At 64.4% G+C, this 25,251-nt stretch carries 26 protein-coding genes and 1 pseudogene; 23 read left to right on the top strand and 4 right to left on the bottom strand.

The annotated features are described in order from the left end of the window. Positions 1–72: 72 nt before the first annotated feature. Positions 73–1,101 (bottom strand): hypothetical protein, encoded by a 1,029-nt coding sequence (locus tag ACX36O_RS06580; RefSeq protein WP_250131003.1) that lies wholly within the window; start codon positions 1,099–1,101, stop codon positions 73–75. Between the two features lie 356 nt (positions 1,102–1,457). Between ACX36O_RS06580 and paaN the strand changes: the two genes are divergently transcribed. From paaN to mepK, 15 genes and pseudogenes are all read left to right on the top strand, one after another. After that, complete coding sequence (gene paaN / locus ACX36O_RS06575) at positions 1,458–3,125, top strand: phenylacetic acid degradation protein PaaN (protein ID WP_488360215.1); 1,668 nt, start codon at positions 1,458–1,460, stop codon at positions 3,123–3,125. 7 nt (positions 3,126–3,132) lie between these two features. Then, positions 3,133–3,927: a 2-(1,2-epoxy-1,2-dihydrophenyl)acetyl-CoA isomerase PaaG gene (gene paaG, locus ACX36O_RS06570; protein WP_213360642.1), complete on the top strand. Its 795-nt coding sequence runs from the start codon at positions 3,133–3,135 to the stop codon at positions 3,925–3,927. Positions 3,928–3,929: 2 nt separating this feature from the next. Beyond that, on the top strand, positions 3,930–5,456 hold the full coding sequence (locus ACX36O_RS06565; protein WP_213360641.1) for a 3-hydroxyacyl-CoA dehydrogenase: 1,527 nt from the start codon (positions 3,930–3,932) through the stop codon (positions 5,454–5,456). Beyond that, on the top strand, positions 5,449–5,901 hold the full coding sequence (gene paaI, locus ACX36O_RS06560) for a hydroxyphenylacetyl-CoA thioesterase PaaI (RefSeq protein ID WP_250131002.1): 453 nt from the start codon (positions 5,449–5,451) through the stop codon (positions 5,899–5,901). The genes ACX36O_RS06565 and paaI overlap by 8 nt, the downstream gene beginning before the upstream one ends. Before the next feature lie 38 nt (positions 5,902–5,939). Further along, complete coding sequence (gene paaK, locus ACX36O_RS06555; RefSeq protein WP_213360638.1) at positions 5,940–7,262, top strand: phenylacetate--CoA ligase PaaK; 1,323 nt, start codon at positions 5,940–5,942, stop codon at positions 7,260–7,262. Positions 7,263–7,268: 6 nt separating this feature from the next. Beyond that, positions 7,269–8,474, top strand: coding sequence for a 3-oxoadipyl-CoA thiolase (pcaF, locus tag ACX36O_RS06550; RefSeq protein ID WP_213360636.1), 1,206 nt, complete (start codon positions 7,269–7,271; stop codon positions 8,472–8,474). Between the two features lie 30 nt (positions 8,475–8,504). Beyond that, positions 8,505–9,746 (top strand): ABC transporter substrate-binding protein, encoded by a 1,242-nt coding sequence (locus ACX36O_RS06545; RefSeq protein ID WP_250131001.1) that lies wholly within the window; start codon positions 8,505–8,507, stop codon positions 9,744–9,746. Between the two features lie 162 nt (positions 9,747–9,908). Continuing rightward, positions 9,909–10,697 carry an enoyl-CoA hydratase/isomerase family protein gene (locus ACX36O_RS06540; protein ID WP_488360214.1) on the top strand — a complete coding sequence of 263 codons (789 nt, stop codon included), beginning with the start codon at positions 9,909–9,911 and terminating at the stop codon, positions 10,695–10,697. Between the two features lie 34 nt (positions 10,698–10,731). Then, on the top strand, positions 10,732–11,604 hold the full coding sequence (locus ACX36O_RS06535) for a branched-chain amino acid ABC transporter permease (protein ID WP_091814918.1): 873 nt from the start codon (positions 10,732–10,734) through the stop codon (positions 11,602–11,604). Positions 11,605–11,621: 17 nt separating this feature from the next. Beyond that, positions 11,622–12,545: a branched-chain amino acid ABC transporter permease gene (locus tag ACX36O_RS06530; protein ID WP_488360213.1), complete on the top strand. Its 924-nt coding sequence runs from the start codon at positions 11,622–11,624 to the stop codon at positions 12,543–12,545. A 2-nt stretch (positions 12,546–12,547) separates the two neighbouring features. Further along, a complete protein-coding gene (locus ACX36O_RS06525; protein WP_213360632.1) occupies positions 12,548–13,309 on the top strand; it encodes an ABC transporter ATP-binding protein in 762 nt (253 codons plus the stop codon). Next, positions 13,302–13,727: pseudogene (locus tag ACX36O_RS06520) on the top strand (hemerythrin domain-containing protein); the annotation flags it as partial. The gene ACX36O_RS06525 and the pseudogene ACX36O_RS06520, both read left to right, overlap by 8 nt. A gap of 216 nt (positions 13,728–13,943) precedes the next feature. Further along, positions 13,944–14,645, top strand: coding sequence for an ABC transporter ATP-binding protein (locus ACX36O_RS06515; protein ID WP_250131114.1), 702 nt, complete (start codon positions 13,944–13,946; stop codon positions 14,643–14,645). A 116-nt stretch (positions 14,646–14,761) separates the two neighbouring features. After that, on the top strand, positions 14,762–16,351 hold the full coding sequence (locus tag ACX36O_RS06510) for a L,D-transpeptidase family protein (protein WP_213360630.1): 1,590 nt from the start codon (positions 14,762–14,764) through the stop codon (positions 16,349–16,351). A gap of 167 nt (positions 16,352–16,518) precedes the next feature. Next, the gene (gene mepK, locus ACX36O_RS06505) at positions 16,519–17,076 is read left to right on the top strand and encodes a peptidoglycan L,D-endopeptidase MepK (protein WP_213360629.1); all 558 of its coding nucleotides are present in this window, start codon (positions 16,519–16,521) and stop codon (positions 17,074–17,076) included. Between the two features lie 34 nt (positions 17,077–17,110). On the opposite strand, the gene moaC is transcribed toward mepK, so the two are convergent. Beyond that, positions 17,111–17,602: a cyclic pyranopterin monophosphate synthase MoaC gene (gene moaC, locus ACX36O_RS06500; RefSeq protein WP_213360628.1), complete on the bottom strand. Its 492-nt coding sequence runs from the start codon at positions 17,600–17,602 to the stop codon at positions 17,111–17,113. 244 nt (positions 17,603–17,846) lie between these two features. On the opposite strand from moaC, the gene ACX36O_RS06495 reads away from it, so the two are divergent. From ACX36O_RS06495 to mog, 5 genes are all read left to right on the top strand, one after another. Then, positions 17,847–18,095, top strand: coding sequence for a MoaD/ThiS family protein (locus tag ACX36O_RS06495; RefSeq protein ID WP_250131000.1), 249 nt, complete (start codon positions 17,847–17,849; stop codon positions 18,093–18,095). Between the two features lie 2 nt (positions 18,096–18,097). Further along, complete coding sequence (locus ACX36O_RS06490) at positions 18,098–18,574, top strand: molybdenum cofactor biosynthesis protein MoaE (RefSeq protein WP_213360626.1); 477 nt, start codon at positions 18,098–18,100, stop codon at positions 18,572–18,574. Positions 18,575–18,646: 72 nt separating this feature from the next. Continuing rightward, the gene (gene mobA, locus ACX36O_RS06485) at positions 18,647–19,258 is read left to right on the top strand and encodes a molybdenum cofactor guanylyltransferase MobA (RefSeq protein WP_371686417.1); all 612 of its coding nucleotides are present in this window, start codon (positions 18,647–18,649) and stop codon (positions 19,256–19,258) included. Continuing rightward, positions 19,248–20,456 (top strand): molybdopterin molybdotransferase MoeA, encoded by a 1,209-nt coding sequence (locus tag ACX36O_RS06480; protein ID WP_213360622.1) that lies wholly within the window; start codon positions 19,248–19,250, stop codon positions 20,454–20,456. The genes mobA and ACX36O_RS06480 overlap by 11 nt, the downstream gene beginning before the upstream one ends. Beyond that, complete coding sequence (gene mog / locus ACX36O_RS06475) at positions 20,456–21,034, top strand: molybdopterin adenylyltransferase (RefSeq protein ID WP_213360621.1); 579 nt, start codon at positions 20,456–20,458, stop codon at positions 21,032–21,034. Before ACX36O_RS06480 ends, mog begins: the two co-directional genes overlap by 1 nt. 57 nt (positions 21,035–21,091) lie before the next feature. Here mog and moaA read toward each other — a convergent pair whose 3' ends face one another. Further along, on the bottom strand, positions 21,092–22,117 hold the full coding sequence (moaA, locus tag ACX36O_RS06470; RefSeq protein WP_213360620.1) for a GTP 3',8-cyclase MoaA: 1,026 nt from the start codon (positions 22,115–22,117) through the stop codon (positions 21,092–21,094). A 20-nt stretch (positions 22,118–22,137) separates the two neighbouring features. Beyond that, positions 22,138–22,947: an RluA family pseudouridine synthase gene (locus ACX36O_RS06465; RefSeq protein WP_213360619.1), complete on the bottom strand. Its 810-nt coding sequence runs from the start codon at positions 22,945–22,947 to the stop codon at positions 22,138–22,140. Positions 22,948–23,075: 128 nt separating this feature from the next. Here ACX36O_RS06465 and ACX36O_RS06460 point away from each other — a divergent pair, with 128 nt between their 5' ends. From ACX36O_RS06460 to rpsP, 3 genes are all read left to right on the top strand, one after another. Further along, on the top strand, positions 23,076–23,723 hold the full coding sequence (locus ACX36O_RS06460; RefSeq protein WP_213360618.1) for a DUF47 domain-containing protein: 648 nt from the start codon (positions 23,076–23,078) through the stop codon (positions 23,721–23,723). 50 nt (positions 23,724–23,773) lie between these two features. Further along, positions 23,774–24,787 carry an inorganic phosphate transporter gene (locus tag ACX36O_RS06455; protein WP_213360617.1) on the top strand — a complete coding sequence of 338 codons (1,014 nt, stop codon included), beginning with the start codon at positions 23,774–23,776 and terminating at the stop codon, positions 24,785–24,787. A gap of 186 nt (positions 24,788–24,973) precedes the next feature. Further along, complete coding sequence (gene rpsP / locus ACX36O_RS06450) at positions 24,974–25,225, top strand: 30S ribosomal protein S16 (RefSeq protein WP_213360616.1); 252 nt, start codon at positions 24,974–24,976, stop codon at positions 25,223–25,225. The last annotated feature ends 26 nt before the right edge of the window (positions 25,226–25,251 follow it).

Raw genomic sequence — 25,251 nt, 5'->3', positions numbered from 1 at the left:
CGGGAAACCGCCGCGAGGGCGGTGACCGGCAGATGCCGCGCGAGGCGGCACCTTGCGGACGGTATTCCGGGATCAGAACACCGGGATGATGTCTTCCATGTCGATGTCGGACACTTCCTGGCCGGTGATGCCGACTTCGGGGATGGCGGGGAACGGGATGTTGTAGCGGTCCAGCACGCCTTTCAGGTTGAGCATGGCGTTCTTCCAGTTTTCCAGCTTGGCTTCGTAGGTGGGGATGCCGAAACCGGCCATGCGCGCCACTTCCTCGGCTTCACGCTGGTTGGCGATGAAGTCTTCGGGCAGGTCCCAGAATTCCATCGGGGGCTCGAACAGCACGGCAGACAGGAACAAATAGCCGGCGCGGATCTGCTTGGTGACCACGGCTTTGGTTTCCTCGGCGATCTTCGGATAGTCGCGCTCCATCACGGCCATGCAGATGGCCATGTGACGGCCTTCGTCGCGGCCGATGTTCTTGAAGCCTTCCTTGAACACGGCCTCGCGGCTGTTCTCGTACATCTGCTTGAAGATGGTGGCGGCAGCGATTTCGCCCATCAGGAAGGAGCTGAACAGCACGGCCAGGGAGTACTTCGGCACGGCCTGCTTGTAGCCGGTCCAGTAGCGCGAGCCGTTGAAGTACAGCCACTTGGTGTTCTTCTGCAGACGCTTGCCCAGTTCGGTCTTGGGCTCGTAGGTGATGGGATCCGGGTGGCCCAGCAGTTTGGTGATGGCCAGGCCACACATGATTTCGTGGTTCTGCTCGTCACGCTGGACGGAGAAGAAGCACTTGCGCACCGGATCTTCCTCGTGCACTTCGTAGGTCTTGATCAGGGCTTCGGCGAAAACCGGCGGCGCGGAGGCGTCGAATACGGAGAGCAGGGTCCACCAGTAGGCGATGGCCTCGCGCTCTTCCCAGGAGTAGCTGTCCACGTCCAGCGTGTCCCAAGGCAGTTTTTCGGGTTCCCAGTTCTCGCGCAGGGCGGCTTCCCAGACTTCCTGCAGCTTCTGGGTGTGCGATTCCCACGACAGGGGGTACACGTTGGGTTGTTCGATCTCGGGCGGAAATTCCATCTTGTCCGCGAAGCGTTCCTTATGGCTGGCCATGTCTCATCTCCTCATAGGTTGGTACGGTGCAATGCCAGCCTGCCTCGGCTGGTCTGGAAAAACTATAACACACAGAAAAATAAAAACAACAAGATCATGTATCACATAAGCAAAGAATAGAGCCAATTTGGCCGGTTTCATGATCGCTTAAGAAGTGTTGATGATGATTTATCCACATGATTTATCAATGGATTTACGCTATTTTTACTTCCTTCGAAATGTGTTTCACTAATCGTAAACCCTAGTGTGGATTTGTTCAATTGATACTATAAAATTTGCCTCAACAACGATTCGTGTAGCACGACAAGTGCCAAACCCGCAGCGAACCGACTGCTGCTGAACTGGAGACGAGAACAATGAGCCATCCCCTGTACGAGAAGCACAAGGCCACCCTGGAGGCAGGCCTCAAGGCCTTCGGCGAGCGCAGCTACTGGTCTGCCTACAACGAGATGCCCAGTCCCAAGGTCTATGGCGAAGAGGCACCGGCAGCCGGCAAACAGGCCTTTGACGATCTGCTGGGCAAGCAGTTCGAGTTGGACCAGCCCGGCAGCAGCGGCTGGCAGGGCAGCGAAAAGTCGCCGTATGGCATCGAGCTGAACGTGCAATACCCGGCGTGCGATGTCGATACGCTGGTGGCTGCGGCCGAGAAGGCGATGGAGTCCTGGCAGGCGCTGGGCCTGGAAGGCCGTACCGGTGTGTGTCTCGAAATGCTGGAGCGCCTGAACAAGCAGAGCTTCGAAATTGCCCACGCCGTGATGCAGACCACTGGCCAGGGCTGGATGATGGCGTTCCAGGCGGGCGGCCCGCATGCGCAGGACCGCGGCCTGGAGTCCGTGGTGGCGGCACATCAGGTGCAGATGCTGTCTGCGCCCAGTGCACATTGGGAAAAGCCGCAGGGCAAGAATCCGCCGCTGGTGATGAAGAAGCATTTCGAGCTGGTCGGCAAGGGCGTGGGCGTGGTGATCGGCTGCGGCACGTTCCCCACGTGGAATACCTATCCGGGCCTGTTTGCTGCATTGGCCACGGGCAATGCCGTGATCGTCAAGCCGCACAGCAACTCGATCCTGCCGGCTGCCATTACCGTGCGCACCATGCGCGAGGTGCTGAAGGAGCAGGGCGTCGATCCCAACCTGGTAAGCCTGTGCGTGACCGGCGGTCATGCCGATACGCAGAAGCTGGTGACGCATCCGGCTGTCAGGTCGGTGGATTTCACCGGCGGCAACAGCTTTGGCCACTGGCTGATCGACAACTGCAAGCAGGCCACCGTGTACGCCGAAATGGCCGGCGTGAACAACGTGGTGATCGATTCCACCGATGCCTACAAGGCGATGCTGCGCAATCTGGCGTTCACGCTGTCGCTGTATTCCGGCCAGATGTGCACCACGCCGCAGGCGATTCTGGTGCCGGCCGGCGGCATCGAGACGGATGAAGGCCACAAGAGCTACGACGATGTCTGCAATGACCTGGCCAAGTCGGTGAGCGGCTTCCTGTCCAAGCCGGAAGTGGCGCATGCGGTGCTGGGTGCGATCCAGTCCGACGCGACGGCAGACCGCATTGCCGAAGCGGCTGCCGGCCACCATGGTCGCGTGATTCTGGCGCCGCAGAAGCTGGACAACCCCGAGTTTCCGCACGCTTCGGTCAGCACGCCGGTGCTGATTGCCGTGGATGCTGCGGACGAGAAGGCTTACATGGAAGAGCGCTTCGGCCCGATCAGCTTTGTGGTGAAGACGGCGGATACGGCGGCTTCGATTGCGCTGTCCGAGCGTCTGGTGAAGGAGTGCGGTGCGCTGACGGTGAGCGTGTATTCCACCAGCCGCGATGTGATCAACGCCATGATCAAGGCGACGCAGCGCTCCAAGGTGGCGCTGTCGATCAACCTGACGGGTGGCGTGTTCGTGAATCAGTCGGCGGCGTTCTCCGACTACCACGGCACGGGCGGCAACCCCGGTGCCAACGCCTCCTATACCGACCTGGGTTTTGTCGCCAACCGCTTCGTGGTGGTGCAGTACCGCGAGCATGCGTGAGGGCGGCATGGACTACCAGAACATTCTCTACAGCGTGCAGGATGGCGTGGCCCGCCTGACGCTGAACCGCCCCGACAAGCTCAACAGCTTCACTGGCGCCATGCATGCGGAAATCCGCCATGCGCTCGACCAGCTGGAGCAGGACGCCGGCGTGCGCGTGCTGCTGCTGACCGGCGCCGGCCGCGGCTTTTGCGCGGGGCAGGATCTGGCGGATCCCGATGTGGCCCCGGTGGACGGCAAGCCGGCGGATCTGGGAGCGGCTGTCGAGCGCAACTATCGGCCCTTGATCCTGCGTCTGCAGAACCTGCGCGTGCCGACCGTGGCGGCCGTGAATGGCATTGCAGCCGGTGCCGGCGCCTCGCTGGCGCTGGCCTGCGATCTGGTGATTGCCACGCAATCTGCCTCGTTCCTGCAGGCCTTCAGCAAGATCGGGCTGGTGCCGGATACCGGAGGCACCTGGTTCCTGCCGCAACGCGTCGGCATGGCGCGCGCCATGGGTCTGGCGCTGCTGGCAGAGAAGCTGCCTGCGCAACAGGCGGCCGACTGGGGCCTGATCTGGGCCGCTGTGGCCGACGAGGAGTTTGCGGCGCACGTCGACAAGCTGGTGCAAATGCTGGTGCAGGCGCCGACCAAGGCGCTGGTGCGTACGCGCCAGGCCATGCACGCCGCTGCCGGCCATACGCTGGAGCAGCAACTGGCCATGGAAGGCGGTTTCATGCGCGAGCTGGGCTGGAGCCACGACTACAACGAGGGCGTCGCCGCCTTCATGGCCCGGCGCGCGCCGCAGTTCAAGGGGGAATGAGCATGGCGGCATTGCCTCTGCAAACCGTGATCGGCGTGGTGGGCACCGGCGCCATGGGCGCCGGCATTGCCCAGGTGGCAGCGGCCGCTGGCCATCCGGTGCGCCTGTTCGACAACCGCGCCGGTGCGGCCGAGCAGGCCGTGGCCGGCATCCGCCAGCAGTTCGACAAGCTGGCGGTCAAGGGCAAGCTGTCGCAGGACGATGCTGCAGCTGCTGCCGGCCGTCTCACCGCCGTGAATAGCCTGCAGGAGCTTGCCGGTTGTGGTCTGATCGTCGAAGCCATTGTCGAGAAGCTGGAGGCCAAGCAAGGCCTGTACAACGAACTGGAAGGCATCGTGGGGCAGGATTGCATTTTCGGCACGAACACGTCCTCGATTTCCGTGACGGCAATTGGTTCGGCGCTTCAGCATCCGCAGCGGCTGGCGGGCATGCACTTCTTCAATCCGGCGCCGCTGATGAAGCTGGTGGAGATCGTGTCCGGCCTGGCGACCGATGCTGGCGTGGCACAGACCCTGTTCGATACGGCTACCGCCTGGGGCAAGCGCGCCGTGCATGCCAGGTCCACGCCGGGCTTCATCGTGAACCGTGTGGCACGCCCGTACTACGCCGAGGCGCTGCGCCTGGTGCAGGAGGGTGCTGCCGACCATGCCACTATCGATGCCGTGATGCGCGATGCGGGGGGCTTCCGCATGGGGCCGTTCGAACTGATGGACATGATTGGCCACGACGTGAACTTTGCCGTGACCAAGTCGGTGTGGAGTGCTTATTTCTACGACAAGCGCTTCCAGCCCTCGCTGTTGCAGCAGGAGCTGGTGGAGGCGGGCTTTCTGGGCCGCAAGAACGGCCGGGGCTTTTTCGATTACCGCGAAGGGGCCGTGCGTCCCGAAGCACGGGCTTTTGCTGCCATGCCGGCGCCTGCAGACGTTGCCATCGTGGGCGAGTCGCCTGCCGCGGCTGGTCTGGCGCAGCGCCTGCATCTGCAGGGCATCGATTTCTCGCGCAAGCCGGTCCATGCGGACGGGCGCATTGCCGAGGCCGGCGAAGCCGTAATCTACCTGACGGATGGCCGCACGGCCGCCCGGCGCGCCGCGCAGAACGGTGTGGACAACACCGTGCTGATCGACCTCGCGCTGGACTACACCCAGGCCAGCCGTGTTGCCCTGACGGCCGCCGCCAGCGCCCGCGAGCAGGCGGTGCAGGATGCCGTGGGCCTGCTGCAATCCGCCGGGCTGATGGTTTCGCCGCTGAAGGACGTTCCCGGCCTGGCCGTGATGCGGACCGTGGCCATGCTGGCCAACGAGGCCGCCGATGCCGTGAACCAGGGCGTATGCAGTGCCGGCGATGCCGATGCCGCCATGCAGCTCGGCGTGAACTACCCGCGTGGCCCCTTGCTGTGGGCCGAGCAGGTGGGCCTGAACGCCGTGCGCGACACGCTGGCCCATCTTGGAAATATCTACGGCGAGGATCGCTATCGCATCTCCCCGCTGCTGCAGCAACGCATCGATGAAGGAAGGAAGTTCCATGAATAACAACACGGCAGAGCAGCAGCTCGCGCTGGATGTGGCCGAAGCCATGTGGTCGCGCGACCAGGCGGCGCAGGCATTGGGCATGGCGATTGTCGAGGTACGCCCCGGCTACGCGGTGCTGACGATGAAGGTGCGGCCCGACATGGTCAACGGCCACCACATCTGCCACGGCGGCCTGATCTTCACACTGGCCGACACCGCCTTTGCCTACGCCTGCAACAGCTACAACCACAACACCGTGGCTTCGGCCTGCCATATCGACTTCCTGTCTCCGGGCAAGGAGGGCGATCTGCTCGAAGCCGAGGCGGTGGAACGTTCGCTCTCGGGCCGCACCGGCGTGTACGACATCACCGTGCGCGTGGCCGGCGGCAAGACCGTGGCGCTGTTCCGCGGCAAGAGCTACCGCATTCAGGGCGAAGTGATCGCGGGGCTGCAACAGGCCGTTTGAGCCTGGGCCCACCGCAATAACAAGGATGGAGGAGAACCATGACTGTCAAGCAACCCCAGCCCGGCGATCTTGAGCCGATAGAAACCGCCAGCCGCGACGAGATTGCGGCCCTGCAACTGCAGCGTCTGCAATGGACGGTGCGCCATGCCTACGAGAACATGCCGCACTACAAGCAGGTGTTCGACGAAGCCGGCGTGCATCCGGATGACCTGAAAACCTTGGCCGATCTGGCCAAGTTCCCCTTCACCACCAAGAAGGACCTGCGCGACAACTATCCCTTCGGCATGTTTGCCGTGCCGCGTGAACAGATCAGCCGCTTGCACGCATCGTCCGGCACCACCGGCAAGCCGACCGTGGTGGGCTACACGAAGAACGACATCAGCAACTGGGCCGACCTCGGCGCACGTTCGATCCGCGCTGCAGGTGGCCGTCCCGGCGATATCTGCCACATCTCCTATGGCTACGGCCTGTTCACCGGCGGCCTGGGTGCACACTATGCGGCCGAGCGCGCCGGCTGCACCGTGGTGCCCATGTCCGGCGGCCAGACCGAGAAGCAGGTGCAGCTGATCCAGGATTTTAAGCCGGACATCATCATGGTGACCCCCTCCTACTCGCTGGTGATCGCGGAAGAGTTCGAGAAGATGGGCCTGGATCCGGCCGAGTGCTCGCTCAAGGTGGGCATTTTCGGTGCCGAGCCCTGGGGCGAGGGCATGCGCGCCGAAATCGAGAAGAAGCTGGGCCTGGATGCGGTTGATATTTACGGTCTGTCCGAAGTGATGGGCCCGGGCGTTGCCAGCGAATGCATCGAGTCCAAGGATGGCCCGGTGATCTGGGAAGACCACTTCTATCCCGAAATCATCGATCCCGATACCGGCCGCGTGCTGCCTGACGGCGAGCTGGGTGAACTGGTCTTTACCTCGCTGACGAAAGAGGGCATGCCCGTCATCCGCTACCGCACGCGTGACCTGACGCGCCTGCTGCCGCCCACCTCGCGCTCCTTCCGCCGCATGGGCAAGATCACCGGCCGCTCCGACGACATGCTGATCATCCGTGGCGTGAACGTGTTCCCGACACAGATCGAAGAGCAGATACTGCGCGACAAGCGCCTGGCCGGCAACTACCAGCTGGTGGTGAGCCGCGATGGCCACATGGACAACCTGGAAGTGCGCTGCGAACTGCAGCGCGATGCCGCCGACCTGCCCGATGCCGATATCCGGGATATTGTCAAGCAGCTGCAGCACCACATCAAGACACTGATCGGGGTTTCGACCAAGATCACCGTGATGCAGCCCGACGGCATTCCGCGCACCCTGACCGGCAAGGCCGTGCGCATCCTCGACCAGCGTGCCAAGGAAAGGTAATCCGTCATGACGCAGGCTTTCATTTGTGATGCCATCCGCACGCCGATAGGCCGCTACGGCGGTGCCCTGGCCAGCGTGCGTGCCGACGATCTGGCTGCGCTGCCGATCAAGGCGCTGCAGGAGCGCAATCCCGGCGTCGACTGGACCGCGGTGGACGACATCATCTACGGCTGTGCCAACCAGGCTGGCGAGGACAACCGCAACGTGGCGCGCATGGCCGGGCTGCTGTCCGGCCTGCCGATCGAGGTGCCGGGCACTACCGTCAACCGCCTGTGCGGCTCCGGCATGGATGCCGTGGGCCTGGCCGCGCGCACCATCAAGGCGGGTGAAGCCGGCCTGATGATCGCCGGTGGCGTGGAAAGCATGTCGCGCGCGCCCTTCGTGATGGGCAAGGCCGAAAGCGCCTTCTCGCGCAGCGCGCAGATCTACGACACCACCATCGGCTGGCGTTTTCCCAACCCGGTGCTGAAGAAGCTGTACGACACGCATTCGATGCCGCAGACGGCAGACAACGTGGCGCAGGACTTCAACATCTCCCGCGAGGACCAGGACGCCTTCGCCGTGCGCTCGCAGCAGCGCTGGGCGGCCGCCGATGCTGCTGGCCGTTTCGATGCCGAGCTGATTCCGGTTGCCATTCCGCAGAAGAAGGGCGACCCGAAGATGTTCACCCGCGACGAGCATCCGCGTCCCGAAACCACGCTGGAGATGCTGGCCAGGCTCAAGGGCGTGAACGGCCCCGATTTGACGGTGACGGCAGGCAATGCCTCCGGCGTGAATGACGGTGCCTGTGCACTGCTGATCGCTTCGGAACAGGCCGCCGGCCGCTACGGCCTCAAGCCGATCGCCCGAGTGGTCGGCATGGCCACGGCCGGCGTGGCGCCGCGCATCATGGGCTTCGGTCCGGCACCGGCCGTGCGCAAGGTGCTCGGCCAGACCGGCCTGAGCCTGGACCAGATGGATGTGATCGAGCTGAACGAAGCCTTTGCCGCGCAGGCACTGGCCGTGCTGCGCGATCTGGGCCTGCCGGACACCGCCGGCCACGTCAATCCCAACGGCGGCGCCATCGCCATCGGCCACCCGCTCGGCATGAGCGGCGCGCGCCTGGTGACCACCGCCGCCTACGAGTTGCAACGACGGGGCGGCCGCTACGCCCTGTGCACCATGTGTATCGGAGTCGGGCAAGGCATTGCCCTGATTATCGAGCGCGTTTGAACGAAGAAAACCACCCAAAGGAGACAAGAGATGATGACCATGCACACCCTGAAGACCGGCAGCTCGCTCGCTGTGACCGCCTTGATGCTGGCTGGCGCTGCTACCATGCTGACGGCCTGCAATTCCAAGGAGGCCAGCAAGCCGGCCGAAGGCACAAGCGCCGCAGGTGGCGCCCCGGCTGCCGGCGGTGACGCCAACGGCCCGATCAAGGTCGGCTCCGTGCTGTCCGTGACCGGCCCCGCCTCTTTCCTGGGCGATCCGGAACTGAAAACCCTGCAGATGTACGTCGAGGACATCAACAAGCAGGGCGGCGTGAACGGCCGCCAGCTGCAGCTGGTGCACTATGACGACGGAAGCGATGCCAACAAGGCCAACGGCTTCGGCAAGCGCCTGATCGAGGACGACAAGGTCGACGTGATCGTCGGTGGCACCACCACCGGCTCCACCATGGCCATCGCTCCGCTGGTCGACAAGGCCGGCGTGCCCATGATCTCGCTGGCCGGCGCCGTGGTGATCACGCAGCCGACGCAGAAGTGGCTGTTCAAGACCCCGCACACCGACCGCATGGCGGCCGAGAAGGTGTTCGAGGACATGAAGAAGCGCGGCATCAGCAAGATCGGCCTGCTGTCCGAGACCAGCGGCTTCGGCCAGTCCGGCAAGAAGGAAACCGAAGGCGTGGCCGCCAAGTCCGGCATCCAGATCGTGGCCAACGAAACCTACGGCCCGAAGGACACCGACATGAGCGCCCAGCTCACCAAGATCAAGGGTACGCCTGATGTGCAGGCCGTGCTGATCTTTGGTCTGGGCCAGGGCCCGGCCGTGGCCACCAAGAACTACCGCCAGCTCGACATCAAGCAGCCGCTGTACCAGTCCCATGGCGTGGCGTCCAACGAGTTCCTGAAGCTGGCCGGCGATGCCGCCAACGGCGTGCGCATGCCTGCCTCCCCGCAGCTCGCTCCCGAAGCGCTCAAGGCCGACGACAAGCAGAAGCCCGTGGTCGAGGCCTACAACAATGCCTTCCGTGCCAAGTGGAACCAGGAGCCGTCCGCCTTCGGTGGCCACGCCTACGACGGCCTGATGATGGCGGTGGAAGCCATCAAGACCGCCGGCGGCACCGACAAGGCCAAGGTGCGTGACGCCATCGAAGCCACCAAGGGCTTTGTCGGCACCGGCGGCATCTTCAACATGTCTGCCGAAGACCACAACGGCCTGGACCTGTCCGCATTCAAGATGCTGGAGGTCAAGGACGGCAAGTGGACGCTGGTCGAGTAATCGGCTGATCCACGCCAGCGCGGCAGGCTCCGCGCCGTTGATAACGGGATCGTGACAGCGGGGCAGGGATCAACCCGAACCCGCCTCCTGTCACGGATTCCCCCAGATTCCCGGGGCAGGGCGCTACACGCGCCCCTGGCCCACCGACCTTCGACAAGAGTCATGTACCAAACCCTTGACATCGAGCGGCAGGGCGCTGTCGCCACGCTCTGGATGAACCGTCCCGAAGTGTTCAACGCCTTCGACGAGCAGTTGATCGCCGATCTGCATGCCGCCTGCACCGCGCTGGACGCCGATGCTTCCGTGCGCGTCGTCGTGCTGGCCGGCCGCGGCAAGCATTTCTCGGCCGGCGCCGACCTGAACTGGATGAAGCGCGCCGCCGGCTATACCGAGGCCGAGAACCATGCCGATGCCCTGCGCTTTGCCGGCATGCTGCGCGCACTCTCCGGCATGCGCAAGCCGACCATTGCCCGCGTGCAGGGCGCTGCCCTGGGCGGCGGCACCGGCCTGACGGCAGCCTGCGACATGGCCATTGCCAGTGAAGACGCCAGCTTTGCCACCTCCGAAGTCAAGTTCGGCATCATTCCCGCCGTCATCAGCCCCTATGTGCTGCGCGCCATCGGCCCGCGCCACGCCCTGCGCTACTTCCAGAGCGCCGAGCGCATCGGTGCGCAGCGCGCGCTCGAGATGGGCCTGGTCGGCGAAGTGGTGCCGCTGCAGGATCTGGACGCCGCCGTGCAGAAACTGGCCGACACGCTGCTGACCTGCGGCCCTGGCGCCCAGTTCGCTGCCAAGCAACTCGTCGGCGCCGTCACCGCGCGCCCGATCGACGACGCCACCACCGAGGAAACCGCCCGCCGCATCGCCGGCCAGCGCGCCACCGACGAAGCGAAGGACGGCATCACCGCCTTCCTCGACAAACGCCCACCGCAGTGGATGGCGCAAGCCTGAGCTGCAGGACCCACCGACCCAAGGGAGACCCATCATGGCAGAGTTCCTGCAGTACCTGTTCTCGGGCATCACCGTAGGCTCGACCTACGCGCTGGCGGCCCTAGGCTTCACGCTGATCTACAACTCCAGCAACGTCATCAACTTCGCGCAGGGTGAATTCATCATGCTGGGCGGCATGCTGGCGGTGTATTTCACCAACGCCGGCCTGCCGTTGCCGGTCGCCTTCATCCTCGCCATCCTGATTCCGGCCATCGTCGGCATCGTGATGGAAAAGGTCACCATCGAGCCCGTGAAGGGCGCCGAAACGGTGACGCTGATCATCATCACCATCGGCGCCTCGCTGTTCATCCGCGGCCTGATCCAGGTCTGGCTGGGCAAGGGCACCTTCAGCCTGCCGGCCTTTTCGGGCGACAAGCCGATCTACATCCTGGGTGCCGCCATCCAGCCGCAGAGCCTGTGGGTGCTGGGCGTGACGGCCATCGTGGTGGTGGCGCTGTGGTACTTCTTCAACCGCACGCTGTCCGGCAAGGCCATGCTGGCCACCTCCGTCAACCAGACGGCGGCGCAGCTGGTCGGCATCAACACCAGCAAGGTGTTGTTCGTCAGCTTTGCGCTGTCGGCAGCGCTGGGCGCCCTGGGCGGCATCCTGCTCACGCCGGTGACCATGACCTCCTACGACGTCGGCATCATGCTCGGCCTGAAGGGCTTCGTCGCCGCCGTGGTGGGCGGATTGGGCAACGGCCTCGGCGCAGTCGTCAGCGGCCTGCTGGTCGGCATCCTGGAATCCATGGGCGCCGGCTACATCTCCTCGGCCTACAAGGATGCGATCCCGTTCATCCTGATCCTGCTGGTGCTGTTCTTCATGCCGCGCGGCCTGTTCGGCGGCAAATCTACCGACCGGGTGTAACCATGCGCAAGACAACCATGTACATTTCCATCGGGGTGCTCGCGCTGGCGCTGGTGATCGCTCCCTTCGTCATCAGCAACGCCTTCTATCTCGACCTGCTGATCCGCATCGCCATGAACGCCATCGTGGTGCTGGGCCTGAACCTGCTGATCGGCTTTGCCGGCCAGATCAGCCTGGGCCATGCCGGCTTCCTGGGCATCGGCGCCTATGCCTCGGCGATTCTGCCCACGCATTTCGGCTGGCATCCGCTGCTGGCGATGGGGGCGGGCGCCGTGATCTGCGGCGTGCTGGCAGCAGCGATTGCGCGCCCGATCTTCCGTCTCAAGGGCCATTATCTCGCCATGGCCACGCTGGGCCTGGGCATCCTGGTCAACATCGTGCTGCGCAACGAGGCGCAGCTCACGGGCGGCCCGGACGGCATGCCGCTGCCCACCATGGGCCTGTTCGGCTTCGAACTGAGCAGCGACCGCCACTGGTACTGGGTCGTCGCCGCCTTCCTGGTGGTCAGCGTGTGGGCCTCGCTCAACCTGATCGACTCCCCGTTCGGCCGCGCGCTGCGTGCGCTGCACGGCTCGGAAGTGGCCTCGCGCGTGGTAGGCGTGAACGTGGTGCGCTACAAGGTCAGCATCTTCACCATGTCGGCGGTGTTTGCCAGCATCATGGGCAGCGTGATGGCGCATTACATCGGCATGGTGACGCCGGGCTTTGCCGACTTCTTCCACTCCATCGAACTGGTGACCATGGTGGTGGTGGGCGGTATGGCCTCCGTCTGGGGCTCGCTGCTGGGCGCTGCGCTGCTCACGGCGCTGCCGCAGGCCCTGGCCACCCTGGAAGGCTGGGAAACCGTTATCTTCGGCGCGATCCTGATGCTGTTCATGATCTTCCTGCCCAAGGGCATTGTCCCCACGCTGGCCAGCAAGTTCGGCAAGAAAGGCCATTGACCATGTCCATGCTCGACGTAAAGAACCTCTCCATCCATTTCGGGGGCGTCAAGGCCGTCAATGACGTGTCCTTCTCGATCGACCCCGGCATGATCTACGCGGTGATCGGCCCCAATGGCGCCGGCAAGACCACCTTGTTCAACCTGATCACCGGTGTGTACAAGCCCACGACCGGCACCATCAAGCTCAATGGCGAGGAAATCCAGGGCAAATCGTCCGACGAACTGGCCCGCCGCGGCATGGCGCGCACCTTCCAGAACCTGCAGGTGTGCATGAACATGTCGGCTCTGGAGAACGTGATGGTGGGAGCGCACCTGCGCCTGGACCGCAACCTGTTCAAGGGCGCACTGCACCTGCCGTCCATCACCAGGCGCGATGCCGAATTGCGCGAGGAGGCGGCCGAGCTGATGCGCTTCGTTGGCCTGGGCGGCCAGGTCAAGGCCCGCGCCGACAGCATGTCCTACGGCGCGCTCAAGCGCCTGGAAATTGCCCGCGCGCTGGCCATGCAGCCCAAGCTGCTGTTCCTGGACGAGCCCGCAGCCGGCCTCAACCACACCGAAACGCATGAAATCGACGAGCTGATCCGCAAGGTGGCCGAAAACGGCGTGACCTGCGTGCTGGTCGAACACGACATGAAGATGGTGATGAACCTGTCCCAACGCATTCTCGTGCTCGATTACGGCCGCAAGCTGGCCGAAGGCACGCGCGAGGAAGTCCGCAACAACCCGGACGTGATTGCCGCCTACCTGGGCGCACATGCCTGAGCCGGCCGAAGGAAACCCCATGCAAGCCTTGCGCATCATCATCGAAGAACACCAGAACCTGTGGCGCGTCGCGGCCACGCTCGACTCGCTCGCCGGCGACATCGAGCAGGGCCAGCAAGTCGACGCCGGCTTTTTCACGGCGCTGTTCGATTACATCGACCAGTTCATGGATGGCTGCCACCATGCCAAGGAAGACCACCACCTGTTCCCGGCGCTGCGCCAGCGCAGCCCGCAAGCCGCGGCGGTGCTGGATCGCCTGCAGGCCGAACACCGCAACGGACCGGAAATGCTGCTCGCACTGCGCAGCAAAATGGGCAGCGCCATGCAGAGCGAGGCGCACCGCAACGATTTCGTCGAGGCGCTGCGTACCTATGCCCAAAGCGTGAAGGCGCACATCCGCACCGAAGAGAAGGACGTGATGCCACTGGCCCGCGCCTCGCTCACTGATGACGACTGGCAATCCATCGACGAGGCCTTCGGCAACAATGCCGATCCCGTTTTCGGCGGCGAGGCCAGGGCAGAGTTCCGCCAGCTGTTCCACCGCCTGGTCAACCTGGCACCGGAATCCGTGGGTCTGGGCGCACACGAGGCCGGCAATCTCACCACCGGCAAGGCCAAACCGACCGGCGAGCTGCTGCTCTCCGTCAGCGGCATGGAAAGCTGCTACGGCCGCATCAAGGCGCTCAAGGGGCTGGATGTGGAAGTGCACAAGGGTGAACTGGTGGCGCTGGTCGGCGCCAACGGGGCTGGCAAGACCACCTTCATGCGCACACTTTCCGGCGTGCAGCCCATGTCGGCCGGCAAGATCATGTTTGCAGGCGAAGACATTTCCCGGCTGCGTGCCGACCTGCGCGTGCGCCGCGGCATCTGCCAGAGCCCCGAAGGCCGCCAGGTGTTCGGGCCGCTCTCCATCGAGGACAACCTGCGCCTGGGTGCCTTCACCCAGCCTAAAGAGAACCTGCAGGAGGACATGGAGAAGGTCTATGGCATGTTCCCGATCCTGAAGGAAAAACGCAATCTGCCCGCAGGCACGCTCTCCGGCGGCCAGCAGCAAATGCTGGCCATTGGGCGCGCGCTGATGGGGCGTCCCAAGCTGCTGCTGCTGGATGAACCTTCCATGGGCCTGGCCCCGCTGCTGGTGGAAGAAGTCTTCAACGTCATCAAGTCGCTCAAGTCGCACGGCATGACCATTCTGCTGGTCGAGCAGAACGCGGCCGCGGCGCTCGCCATTGCCGATCGTGGCTATGTGCTGGAAACCGGCTCGGTCACGCTGAGCGGCCCCGGCCCCGAGCTGCTGGCCAACGATGAAGTACGCCAGGCCTACCTGGGGATGTAAGGGCGCAACGAAACAAGGGCAGGGTGCTAACCCTGCTTCGTCAATGAGCACGGGTGTGCTACATTTTGCGGGCTCCGGACTCTTGTCTGCGGCCCGCTTTTTTTCAGGTTAGATCCATGGCGCAGTTCTCGTACCTCCCTTCCCGACTGGTTTCCGCTTCGCTTGTCCTGGCCGGCCTGATGGCTGCTCCGCAGGCCTGGGCATCGCTCTGGGTCAATGAGCAGAACATGCTGCGCCCGGTTGCCCTGGATGCTGCACGGCGTCTGGCCAATGCCGCCAACGACGGCATGAACCCCAATCACTATGGTGGCGCACAACTGCTGCAGACCATCCAGGCCAACCAGGGCAGGGCGCTCGATCCTGCCACCGCTGCCAGTCTGGATGCACAACTGACCGACAAGCTCGAACTGTATCTGCATCACCTGCGCAACGGCCGCGTCGATCCGCGCCAGCTCGGCACGAACTACGACGCCAACAAGACCGACTGGAAGGCCTTCGATGCCCCGACGGCCCTGCGCGAAGCCCTGGGCATGGGCAATCTGGGCAGCGCCTTCGATGCGGCCACACCGCGCGTACCCATGTATGCCGAACTGCGCAAGGCCCTCGAGCGCGAGCGCCAGCTGGCCAATGATCCCGCCTGGGCGGGAACACTCCCTGCCTTGCCCAAGGGCGGAAAACTCGGCAACAGCCAGGCCTGGGCCGGTCTGCCCATGCTGACGCAGCGCCTGATCGCCCTGGGCGACCTGCCCGCCGGCACCGCGGCCCCGGCCACCTACAACAGCACCCTGCAGGCCGGCGTCAAAGCCTTCCAGCAGCGCTATGGCCTGCCCGAAAACGGCATCCTCAACAAGGCCACGCTCGACAAGCTGAATGAATCCCCCAGGCAGCGTGCCGACCGCATCGCGCTGGCCATGGAGCGCCTGCGCTGGACGCCGATGCTGCAGGGCCATCGCACCATCGTGGTCAACGTGCCCGAGTTCCGCCTGCGCGCCTATGACAACGCCAATGGCCAGGAAGAACCCAGGATTTCCATGCGCGTGATCGTCGGCAAGGCGCTGGACACGCGCACGCCGCTTTTCGACGAGGACATGCGCTACATCGAATTCAGCCCCTACTGGAACGTGCCGCCCTCCATCGCGCGCTCCGAAACCATCCCCAAGATCCGCCGCGATCCGGGCTACATGGCCCGCAACGGCTTCGAGATCGTGGGGCAGGGCGGCCTGCAGGGCGTGCTCAACGGCACGGCGCGCATCCGCCAGAAGCCCGGCCGGAGCAACGCGCTGGGCGACATCAAGTTCGTTTTTCCGAACAACCAGAATATCTACCTGCACCACACCTCGTCGCCCGGCCTGTTCAACCGCACCCGACGCGACTTCAGCCACGGCTGCATCCGGGTGGAGGAGCCGGTGCAGCTGGCCAAATTCGTGCTGCAGGACGACCCGGCCTGGACGGAAGAACGCATCCGCAAGGCCATGGGGGCAGGCAAGGCCAGCACGGTGCGCCTGAAGGAACCGCTGCCGGTTGTGATCACTTACATGACCACCGTGGTCAGTAACGGGCAGCTGCTGTTCTTCCCCGACCTGTACGGCCACGACCGCAAGCTGGCCGACTTGCTGGCTCAAGGTAAAACAACAAGAATTCAGCCTAAGTCAGCGACGGCGTTACAAAAAAACAGTAGCGCCGCGAGCGCGCCATCCCTACAATAAGCTCCATCGACAGTTTTTCATGACTGTTACATGGGGCAGGTAGTCTGTTGCAATAGTGAATCGGCCACCTGCTTTTTCCTGTTTTTTGTGCGCTGCATGCAACTTCTGACGCGACAAGCCGCTCCAAGTCAGGTTGTCCCGCACGCTATCCAGGTTGCCTTGAATTCATGATCCAGACAAAGACTCCTTCCCGCCGCTATTTTCTGGGTTCCGCCCTCCGCGCCACTGCCGCCGGAACCCTCGCTGTCGGTAGCGGCAGCGCTCTCGCTTCCATTCCCTCGTCCCGCGGCCTTTCCTTCAACAATCTGCATACCAACGAGCGCATCTCGCTGGTTTATGCCGTGGGCGACAATTTCCTGCCGCAATCCATGACGCGCCTGAACACCTTCCTGCGCGACCACTACAGCGGCATCGTCGGCTCCATGGATCCCACGCTGTTCGACCTGCTGTACCGCGTGCGCCAGGCGCTTGGCACCAGCCAGACCTTCGATGTGATTTCCGGCTACCGCAGCCCGGTCACCAACAGCACCCTGCGCAATACGCGCGGTGGTGGCGTCGCCAGGAAGAGCCTGCACATGGAAGGCAAGGCCATCGACGTGCGCCTGCCCGGCGTGCCGCTGGCCGAACTGCGCGATGCCGCCAAGTCGCTGAAAGCAGGCGGCGTTGGTTACTATCCTGACAGCCAGTTCGTGCACGTCGATACCGGCCGCGTGCGTTCCTGGTAAATTTACCGGGCGTCATTGACCCCAGCAGGATTGTTCAGCCGGCAGCACCTTCCCCTGCCTGCCAGTGCCCGCTCTTGCCGCCCAGCTTTTCCAGCAGTCGCACGCCATCGATGCGCATGCCGCGGTCCACGGCCTTGAGCATGTCGTACACGGTCAGCAGTCCGGCCATGGCACCGGACAGTGCCTCCATTTCCACGCCCGTGCGGCCCACCGTTTCCGTCGTCACACGGATATGCACCCGGTGCAGTGCAACCTCCTTCTCGAATTCCACCCCCACATGCGTCAGCGCCAGCGGATGGCAGAGCGGAATCAGCAGGGCGGTGTGCTTGGTGCCCTGGATGGCCGCCAAGCGCGCCACGCCCAGCACATCGCCTTTCTTCGCCTGCCCCTGGTCGAGCAGGGCAAAGGTCTCGGGCAGCATGGTGATATGGCCAGTGGCGGTGGCGCGGCGGCGGGTTTCCGCTTTTTCGCCCACGTCCACCATGTGGGCCTGGCCGGTGGCATCGAAATGGGTGAGGGAAGACATGAGGTTCCAGTAGCAAGGGTTGCGTAGCGCCCTAGTGTAGTGGCTTGTTCCACGCAGCTGCCCCCAGGTGGGCCACAACACCGCTCCCAGGGCTGCAAGACAAGACATGTCCCCGCCGGAGGAAGTAGGGCACCCGCGCCGGAGCTACGCCGAACGAAGGAGCCTGCTGGCAGCCCGGCGGAGTGAAGGGCCGCAGCCTTTCGCCTATGATGGCCGGCATGTCCTCAACCGATCAGGGAGCGAGATGATCCGGATTCTGTATTTTGGCGTGCTGCGCGACCGCGTCGGCCGCGACAGCGAAGAACTGGAGTGGAACGGCGGCAGCACCGATGCGCTGCTGCAGCACCTGCGCGAGCGTGGCCCGCAATGGGCCGAGGCGCTGGCGCCCGGCCAGGTCTTCCGCATGGCCCTCAACCGCCAGATGGCCTATGGCGAAATGCCCGTGCCCGATGGTGCCGAAGTCGGCATCCTGCCGCCCGTTACCGGAGGCTGAGCATGTGGCTGACCGTTTCCGTCCAGCAGCAGGCCTTTGACCTTGGTGCCGAAGAGCAGGCGCTGCGCCAGCATGCCGGGGATGCCGGTGCACTCGTCGCATTCCAGGGCATGGTGCGCGCGCACGACCAGGCCGATGCGCTGGCCGCCCTGCATCTCGAGCACTACCCCGGCGTCACCGAAAGCGAAATCGAACGCATCGCCCGTCAGGCCGGCGCGCGCTGGCCGGTTACCGCCTGTCGCGTGGTGCACCGCGTGGGCCGTCTGCAACCGGGTGAAGGCATCGTACTGGTACTGGTCTCTTCGGGCCACCGCCGCGCCGCCTTCGCCGCCGCCGAATACCTGATGGACTACCTCAAGACCGAAGCGCCGTTCTGGAAGCGCGAGGAGTTTGCCGACGGCAGCACCAGCTGGGTGGCTGCCAAGGATAGCGACGATGCCGCGCGCGCGCGCTGGAGCGACGAGGCCGGACCGCAATGACATTGCAGCAGGCTTTCTCAAGCACCCCGGGCAGAGCGCTTGCCGCTGCCGCTTCACCGGTACGCATCAACGATGTCTGACGCATTGCCGGTCACCGCACTCATCCTTGCGGGAGGAGAAGGGCGGCGCATGGGGGGTCAGGACAAGGGCATGACCCGGCTTGCCGGCCAGCCCCTGATGCATCACGTGATCGCGCGCCTGCGCCCGCAGGTGCAGCAATTGCTGATCAGCGCCAACCGCAACCTGCCCGATTACGCCGCCCTCGGCTATCCGGTGCATACGGACGAAACCCGTTGGCAGGGCATGGGCCCCATGGCTGCACTTGCCTCTCTGGCTGCCACGCTGGCGCATACCCCCGGCTACGTGCAACTGGCCCCCTGCGACGCACCGCTGCTCCCCGGCCATCTGGTGCACGATCTGCTCGCCACTCTGCAGCAGAACCCCGCGCTTGAAATCGCCTACCCGCAATGCGGCGATCGCCCGCAACCCGCCATGGCGCTGGCAAAATGCGCGACACTGGCCAGCGTTCCGGCGTATCTGGCCTCCGGCCAGCGCAGCCTGCGCGGCTGGATCGCCAGCCGCGCCGCACAAGCCGTTGCCTTCGACGATGCAGCAGCGTTTGCCAACGCCAACGACCCTGCCGCCTTGCTTCAACTCGAACACCTGTTATCCCATGATGCTTGACTACCACGACGCCCTGCGTCAGCTGCTGGCGTCCCTGCAGCCGATCTCCGACACGATGTCCGTTCCGCTGGCGCAGGCCTGCGGCCATGTGCTGGCCGCCGACTTGCCCGCGCTGCACGACACTCCGCAATTCGACAACAGCGCCATGGACGGCTACGCCCTGGCTGATCCCGATGGCAACGGCACACGCTTCACGCTGGCTGGCCGTATCGCCGCCGGCGAAAGCACCTCCCTGACGCTGCAGCCCGGCCAGGCCGCACGCATTTTCACCGGCGCTCCGGTCCCTGCCGGTACCACCGCCGTGGTTGCACAGGAGGACGTGCAGACCGAGGGCGAAGCGGTGGTCCTGACCAAACCGGCCCCTGTGGGCTCCCATATCCGCCATCGCGCCGAAGAATACGCGGCTGGCGGCGTGCTGCTGCCGCAGGGCACGCTGCTCGATCCGGCCGCCGTCGCACTCGCCGCCAGCCAGGGCCATGCGACGCTGCCGGTGCTGCGCCCCTTGCGTGTGGCGGTATTCTCGAGCGGCAACGAACTGCGTGAACCGGGCACCGAACTCGCCCCCGGCCAGATCTTCGACGCCAACCGCTACCAGATGCTTGCCTGGCTGGCCGGCATGCCGGTCGAGGTGGTGTCCAGCGAATGCCTGCCCGACAACGCCGCCGTCACGCGCGAACGCCTGCAGGCCGCCTCGCAGCAGGCCGACGTGATCCTGACCAGCGGCGGTGTCTCCGTGGGGGAAGAAGACCATATCCGTGCCGCCCTCGCCGACATCGGGCAGCTCGACGTCTGGAAACTCGCCATCAAGCCCGGCAAGCCCTTCGCCTGGGGCCGTGCCGGACACGCGCATGTCTTCATGCTGCCGGGCAACCCGGTCGCGACCTTCGTCACCTTCTTCATGCTGGTTGCCCCGGCGCTGCGCAAGCTGCAGGGCATGCCACAGCCCGAACCGCTGGCCGTGCAGGCTGTGTCCGGCTTCGAGCGCACCAAGCGCGAGCCGCGCCGCGAATTCCTGCGCGCCGTGGCCCATGCCGGCCCCGATGGCCGCTGGCACGTCAACGCGCTGCAAGGACAGGGCTCCGCCATGCTCTCGGCCTGCGTGCAGGCCAACGTCCTGGCCGAAATCACCCCTGACACCCCGGTCGCCGTCGGCGATCCGGTCACGATCTACCCCCTGCCAGGAAAAGGATGGTTCTGATGGAAAACCTGCCCGTCATCCGCATCGGACTCGTCTCGGTCAGCGATCGCGCCAGCAGCGGCGTCTATCAGGACGAAGGCCTGCCTTCGCTGCGCGCCTGGCTGGAACGTGCCCTGCGCAACCCGGTTGAATTTGTCGAGCGCCTGATCCCCGATGAGCAGCCCGTCATCGAGCACACCCTGCGCACCCTGGCCGACCAGGAAGGCTGCGCCCTGGTCCTGACCACGGGCGGAACCGGCCCGGCACCGCGCGACGTCACGCCCGAAGCCACGCTGGCGGTGGCGGACCGCGTCATGCCAGGCTTTGGCGAACAGATGCGCCAGGTCAGCCTGTACTACGTTCCCACCGCCATCCTGTCGCGCCAGGTGGGCGTGATCCGCGGTACCAGCCTGATCCTGAACCTGCCGGGCCGTCCCAAGGCCATCCAGGAAACACTGGAAGGCGTGAAGAACGCCGACGGCCAGGTGGTGGTGCATGGCATCTTCGCCTCGGTGCCGTACTGCATCGAACTGATGGGCGGCCCCTATATCGACACCCGCAGCGAGGTCGTCAACGCCTTCCGGCCGAAGAAGAAGTAAGCGCAGTGGCCCGCCGCAGGATCGCGGCGGTGCACAAGCTTCGAAGAAGCAGCGGGCTCAGCCGCCCGTCATCGACATGAAGCGGACGGTTTTTTCCGGCCGCTCGACAAACTCGTGCCGCTCCGGCTTGAGTTCGATGGCTTCACGGATGGCGGCTTCCAGTTCCTCGTCGCTGCAACCCGCACGCAGCAAGGGGCGCAGTTCGAAACTTTCATCCTGCCCCAGGCACATATAGAGCGTGCCATCCACCGACAGGCGTACCCGGTTGCAGGTTTCGCAGAAGTGCTGCGAAATCGGCGTGATCAGGCCCAGCGTGAATCCGGTACCGGGGCTCACCCAGTAGCGTGCCGGACCACCGCCCAGCCGCACCGTGGTCGGCACCAGTTCGTATTTCTTCTCCAGTTGCGAGAGCAGGGCGGTCAGCGAAAGGCCCTGCGTGTCCTGCCCGGTATGGCCCATCGGCATGGCCTCGATCATGCGCAGCACAAAGCCGTTTTCCATGCAGAAGGCCACCATGGCGTCGATATCGCCATCGTTCACGCCCTGCATCGGCACCATGTTGATCTTGATGCGGTCAAAGCCCGCCTCGCGCGCGTTGCGCAGGCCGTCCAGTACCTTCTGCAGGCTGTCGCTGCCGGTGATCTGCTCGACGCATTCGCCGCGCAGCGAATCCAGGCTTACGTTCAGCCGCATCACGCCTGCTTCGCGCAAGGCTTTGGCATGCTTGCCCAACTGCGTGCCATTGGTGGTGAGCGAAAGATCCTCTACATTCGGCAGCGCCGAAATGCGCCGCGCCAGATCCGGCAGATTGCGGCGCAGCAGCGGCTCGCCACCGGTCAGGCGGAAACGCGTGGTACCCAGACGCGCAAAGGCAGCCACCACACGCGTGAGCTCGTCAAAGGTCAGCCAGTTCTCCGGCTCCTCGAAATCGCGGAAGCCCTTGGGGATGCAGTAGGAGCAGCGCAGATCGCAGCGGTCGGTGACCGACACGCGCAGGTAATCGATGCTGCGGCCAAAGCGGTCCACAAGCCGGCGCGAGTCCTGATGGCGGGAGGAAGAAGATACGTCGTTCAATACCTGCATGGAGTGAATTGTGGCCCCATTTATGGGGGAGTGTTCAAACCCCTCTGTGCCGGGGGGACTTGCACCGTGCGATATTGCGGCAATCCCTCCAGCAGATCGAAGCGGGCAGGGCAATGCCAGTGCATCAGCGCCCCGGTCTCCGGATGCGGCAGCGACAGGGCATAGGCATGCAGCAGCAGGCGCGGCGCCATTGCCTGATTGGCCGCATCGCCATAGAGCAGATCGCCCGCAATCGGATGGCCGAGCGATTGCAGGTGCACGCGCAACTGGTGCGAGCGCCCCGTGACAGGCTCCAGGTCGACCACGCTGTGCAGCCCCTGCGGGCGCAGGAATTCTTCAGCCAGGCCGGGAAAAACCTCCGGCACAGGCACCGTGCGCCAGTGCGTTATGCTCGGCTTGCCATGTTCCCGATCGATCCTGCTGCGCGGCCGGTTGGGCCAATCCACGCACAGGGGCGCATCGATGGTTTGCCAGGCATCACCGACCGACTGCAGATGACCCTGCACGATCGCCACATAGCGCTTGTGCACCTGCCGCCGCGCAAAGGCATCGCCCAGCCGGCGCTGGGCTTGCGGGGTGCGCGCCATCACCATCAGCCCGCTCGTGCCCATGTCCAGGCGGTGCACGATGAGCGCATCCGGAAACAGGCATTGCACGCGCACGCTGAGCGAATCGTGGTTTTCCTCACCCCGACCGGGCACAGCCAGCAGATTGGCGGGCTTGTCCAGCACGATCAGGTGGGCGTCCTGATGCAGGATAACAACGCCTGATGCGGCCGCGCGTGTGCCGTCGTCAGGCGTTAAAACAGTATCCGGAAAATTGGGGGACATGAAAAAATCTGGCAACTGGTGGCCGGCGCAAAAGAACGGATAAACTTGAAATTTGTCACAAAACCGTAAAAATTGGCTCTCCAAGAAGGCCGACGGGATTGTCTCCTGAAATCACCCGCAACCCATTCATGATATTCAGCAAACTGCTCCCTCACGAGGGCAACTTCTTTGAACTGACCAGCCGCCACGCCGATTGCATCGTCGAAGGTGCACGCAACTTCTGTCAGCTCGTGGTGAACTACCCCGACCGCGACGTCCGCATCGCCCTGGCCGCCAAGGTGAGCGATGCCGAAGTCCGTGCCAACACCATCCTGCGCGAGTTCAACACGGCGCTGCACAAGACCTTCATTACCCCGGTCGACCGGGAGCAGTTGCACCAGCTGATCGGCCTGATGGACGGCGTGATCGACCTGCTGCGCGACAGCGCCGAAACCATGGCCATGTACGACCTGCAGGCCGTTACCCCCGAGCTGGCCAAGCTCAGCGAAATCAGCCTGCTGTGCTGCGAGCGCATGGACCAGGCCATCAAGCTGCTCATGCGCCTGGGCAAGGGCGATGCTGCCCAGCAGGCGCTGCTGCTGTGCGCCGAAGTGGATGCGCTCGAGTCCGAATCCGACCACGTGATGCGCCAGGGCATGAGCCGCTTGTTCCGCGAAGAGCCGGACGTGCGCGAACTCATCAAGCTCAAGGCCATGTACGACCTGCTCGAGGCCGTGACCGACCGCTGCGAGGACGTTGCCGAGCTGATCGAAGGCATCGTGCTGGAAAACGCCTGACCGGGCACGCGTTGCCCCTGCACCCCCCAACCTATACAAGACTCTTTCCCATGGAAGTCATCCCAAGCGCGCTGTGGGTTGTAATCATGCTCGTGGTCCTGGCCGTCCTGTTCGATTTCATGAACGGCTTCCACGATGCAGCCAACTCCATTGCCACCGTTGTTTCCACCGGTGTGCTGCGTCCCGGCCATGCCGTCGTGTTCGCGGCCTTCTTCAACTTCATCGCCATTTTCGTCTTCCACCTGAGTGTGGCGGCCACTGTGGGCAAGGGCATCGTCCTGCCCGAGGTGGTCGATACCCATGTGGTATTCGGTGCTCTGGTCGGTGCCATCAGCTGGAACCTGCTGACCTGGTACTACGGCATTCCCAGCAGCTCCTCGCACGCGCTGATCGGCGGCATCGTCGGCGCCGTCATGGCCAAGGGCGGCACCGACGCCCTGATCTGGCAGGGCATCAGCAAGACCGTGGCCTTCATAGTCATCTCTCCGCTGCTGGGCTTCCTGCTGGGCTCGGTCATGATGGTGCTGGTGGCGCGGCTGTTCCGCGGTACCTCGCCCTACAAGGTGGACAAGCATTTCCGCAAGATGCAGCTGCTTTCGGCCGGCGCCTACAGCTTGGGCCACGGCGGCAACGACGCGCAGAAAACCATCGGCATCATCTGGATGCTGCTGATTGCCACCGGCTACGCCAAGGCCGGCGAAGCCAGTCCGCCCACCTGGACCATCCTGGTCTGCTATGCCGCCATCGCCCTGGGCACCATGTTCGGCGGCTGGCGCATCGTGCGCACCATGGGCCAGAAGATCACCAAGCTCAAGCCGGTAGGGGGCTTCTGCGCCGAAACCGGCGGGGCCCTCACGCTGTTCTTTGCGACCGCGCTGGGCATTCCGGTCTCGACCACGCATACCATTACCGGCGCCATCGTCGGCGTGGGGTCCACGCAGCGCGCCAGTGCCGTGCGCTGGGGCGTGGCCGGCGGCATCGTCTGGGCCTGGATCCTGACCATTCCGGCCGCTGCCGTTGTGGCGGCAGGCGCGTACTGGCTCAGCCTGCTGATCTTCCAGTGAGCGTGGGCAGGGCGTTTTGACCTTGCCGCCACACAAATGACGGGCGCAGCGGCAAAAAGCAGGGCTGCGCCTGTTCATTGCACCGGATTGGCTTTATAATTGAATGTTTTCAGCGTGTCGCTGGCCGGGTGGCCAGTCGCGTGTCTCAAACGCTGGAAGAATTTTTACCACCCGAAGGATTTCAACATGGTCGTTATTCGACTCTCCCGCAGCGGCTCCAAGGCCCGTCCGTTCTACAACGTCGTCGTTGCCGACAAGCGCGTGCGCCGCGATGGCAGCTTCATCGAGCGCGTTGGTTTCTACAACCCCAGCGCCAAGGAAGGCACCGAAGGCCTGCGTATCGCCCAGGACCGCATTGCCTACTGGAAGAGCGTTGGCGCCCAGGCTTCTCCCACCGTGGAACGCCTGGTCAAGCAAGCTGCCAAGGCTGCTGCCTGATCTCCACAGACCTTGCCGGTCTGATG

This window comes from Brachymonas sp. KE5 (assembly GCF_057773645.1).
This window is presented reverse-complemented; position numbering and strand designations above follow the sequence as displayed.

Excerpts from the sequence above, each read along its gene's own strand:
- ACX36O_RS06580 (WP_250131003.1), bottom strand. The coding sequence starts at position 1,101 with ATGGCCAGCCATAAGGAACGCTTCGCGGACAAGATGGAATTTCCGCCC.
- paaN (WP_488360215.1), top strand. The coding sequence starts at position 1,458 with ATGAGCCATCCCCTGTACGAGAAGCACAAGGCCACCCTGGAGGCAGGC.
- paaG (WP_213360642.1), top strand. The coding sequence starts at position 3,133 with ATGGACTACCAGAACATTCTCTACAGCGTGCAGGATGGCGTGGCCCGC.
- ACX36O_RS06565 (WP_213360641.1), top strand. The coding sequence starts at position 3,930 with ATGGCGGCATTGCCTCTGCAAACCGTGATCGGCGTGGTGGGCACCGGC.
- paaI (WP_250131002.1), top strand. The coding sequence starts at position 5,449 with ATGAATAACAACACGGCAGAGCAGCAGCTCGCGCTGGATGTGGCCGAA.
- paaK (WP_213360638.1), top strand. The coding sequence starts at position 5,940 with ATGACTGTCAAGCAACCCCAGCCCGGCGATCTTGAGCCGATAGAAACC.
- pcaF (WP_213360636.1), top strand. The coding sequence starts at position 7,269 with ATGACGCAGGCTTTCATTTGTGATGCCATCCGCACGCCGATAGGCCGC.
- ACX36O_RS06545 (WP_250131001.1), top strand. The coding sequence starts at position 8,505 with ATGATGACCATGCACACCCTGAAGACCGGCAGCTCGCTCGCTGTGACC.
- ACX36O_RS06540 (WP_488360214.1), top strand. The coding sequence starts at position 9,909 with ATGTACCAAACCCTTGACATCGAGCGGCAGGGCGCTGTCGCCACGCTC.
- ACX36O_RS06535 (WP_091814918.1), top strand. The coding sequence starts at position 10,732 with ATGGCAGAGTTCCTGCAGTACCTGTTCTCGGGCATCACCGTAGGCTCG.
- ACX36O_RS06530 (WP_488360213.1), top strand. The coding sequence starts at position 11,622 with ATGTACATTTCCATCGGGGTGCTCGCGCTGGCGCTGGTGATCGCTCCC.
- ACX36O_RS06525 (WP_213360632.1), top strand. The coding sequence starts at position 12,548 with ATGTCCATGCTCGACGTAAAGAACCTCTCCATCCATTTCGGGGGCGTC.
- ACX36O_RS06510 (WP_213360630.1), top strand. The coding sequence starts at position 14,762 with ATGGCGCAGTTCTCGTACCTCCCTTCCCGACTGGTTTCCGCTTCGCTT.
- mepK (WP_213360629.1), top strand. The coding sequence starts at position 16,519 with ATGATCCAGACAAAGACTCCTTCCCGCCGCTATTTTCTGGGTTCCGCC.
- moaC (WP_213360628.1), bottom strand. The coding sequence starts at position 17,602 with ATGTCTTCCCTCACCCATTTCGATGCCACCGGCCAGGCCCACATGGTG.
- ACX36O_RS06495 (WP_250131000.1), top strand. The coding sequence starts at position 17,847 with ATGATCCGGATTCTGTATTTTGGCGTGCTGCGCGACCGCGTCGGCCGC.
- ACX36O_RS06490 (WP_213360626.1), top strand. The coding sequence starts at position 18,098 with ATGTGGCTGACCGTTTCCGTCCAGCAGCAGGCCTTTGACCTTGGTGCC.
- mobA (WP_371686417.1), top strand. The coding sequence starts at position 18,647 with ATGTCTGACGCATTGCCGGTCACCGCACTCATCCTTGCGGGAGGAGAA.
- ACX36O_RS06480 (WP_213360622.1), top strand. The coding sequence starts at position 19,248 with ATGATGCTTGACTACCACGACGCCCTGCGTCAGCTGCTGGCGTCCCTG.
- mog (WP_213360621.1), top strand. The coding sequence starts at position 20,456 with ATGGAAAACCTGCCCGTCATCCGCATCGGACTCGTCTCGGTCAGCGAT.
- moaA (WP_213360620.1), bottom strand. The coding sequence starts at position 22,117 with ATGCAGGTATTGAACGACGTATCTTCTTCCTCCCGCCATCAGGACTCG.
- ACX36O_RS06465 (WP_213360619.1), bottom strand. The coding sequence starts at position 22,947 with ATGTCCCCCAATTTTCCGGATACTGTTTTAACGCCTGACGACGGCACA.
- ACX36O_RS06460 (WP_213360618.1), top strand. The coding sequence starts at position 23,076 with ATGATATTCAGCAAACTGCTCCCTCACGAGGGCAACTTCTTTGAACTG.
- ACX36O_RS06455 (WP_213360617.1), top strand. The coding sequence starts at position 23,774 with ATGGAAGTCATCCCAAGCGCGCTGTGGGTTGTAATCATGCTCGTGGTC.
- rpsP (WP_213360616.1), top strand. The coding sequence starts at position 24,974 with ATGGTCGTTATTCGACTCTCCCGCAGCGGCTCCAAGGCCCGTCCGTTC.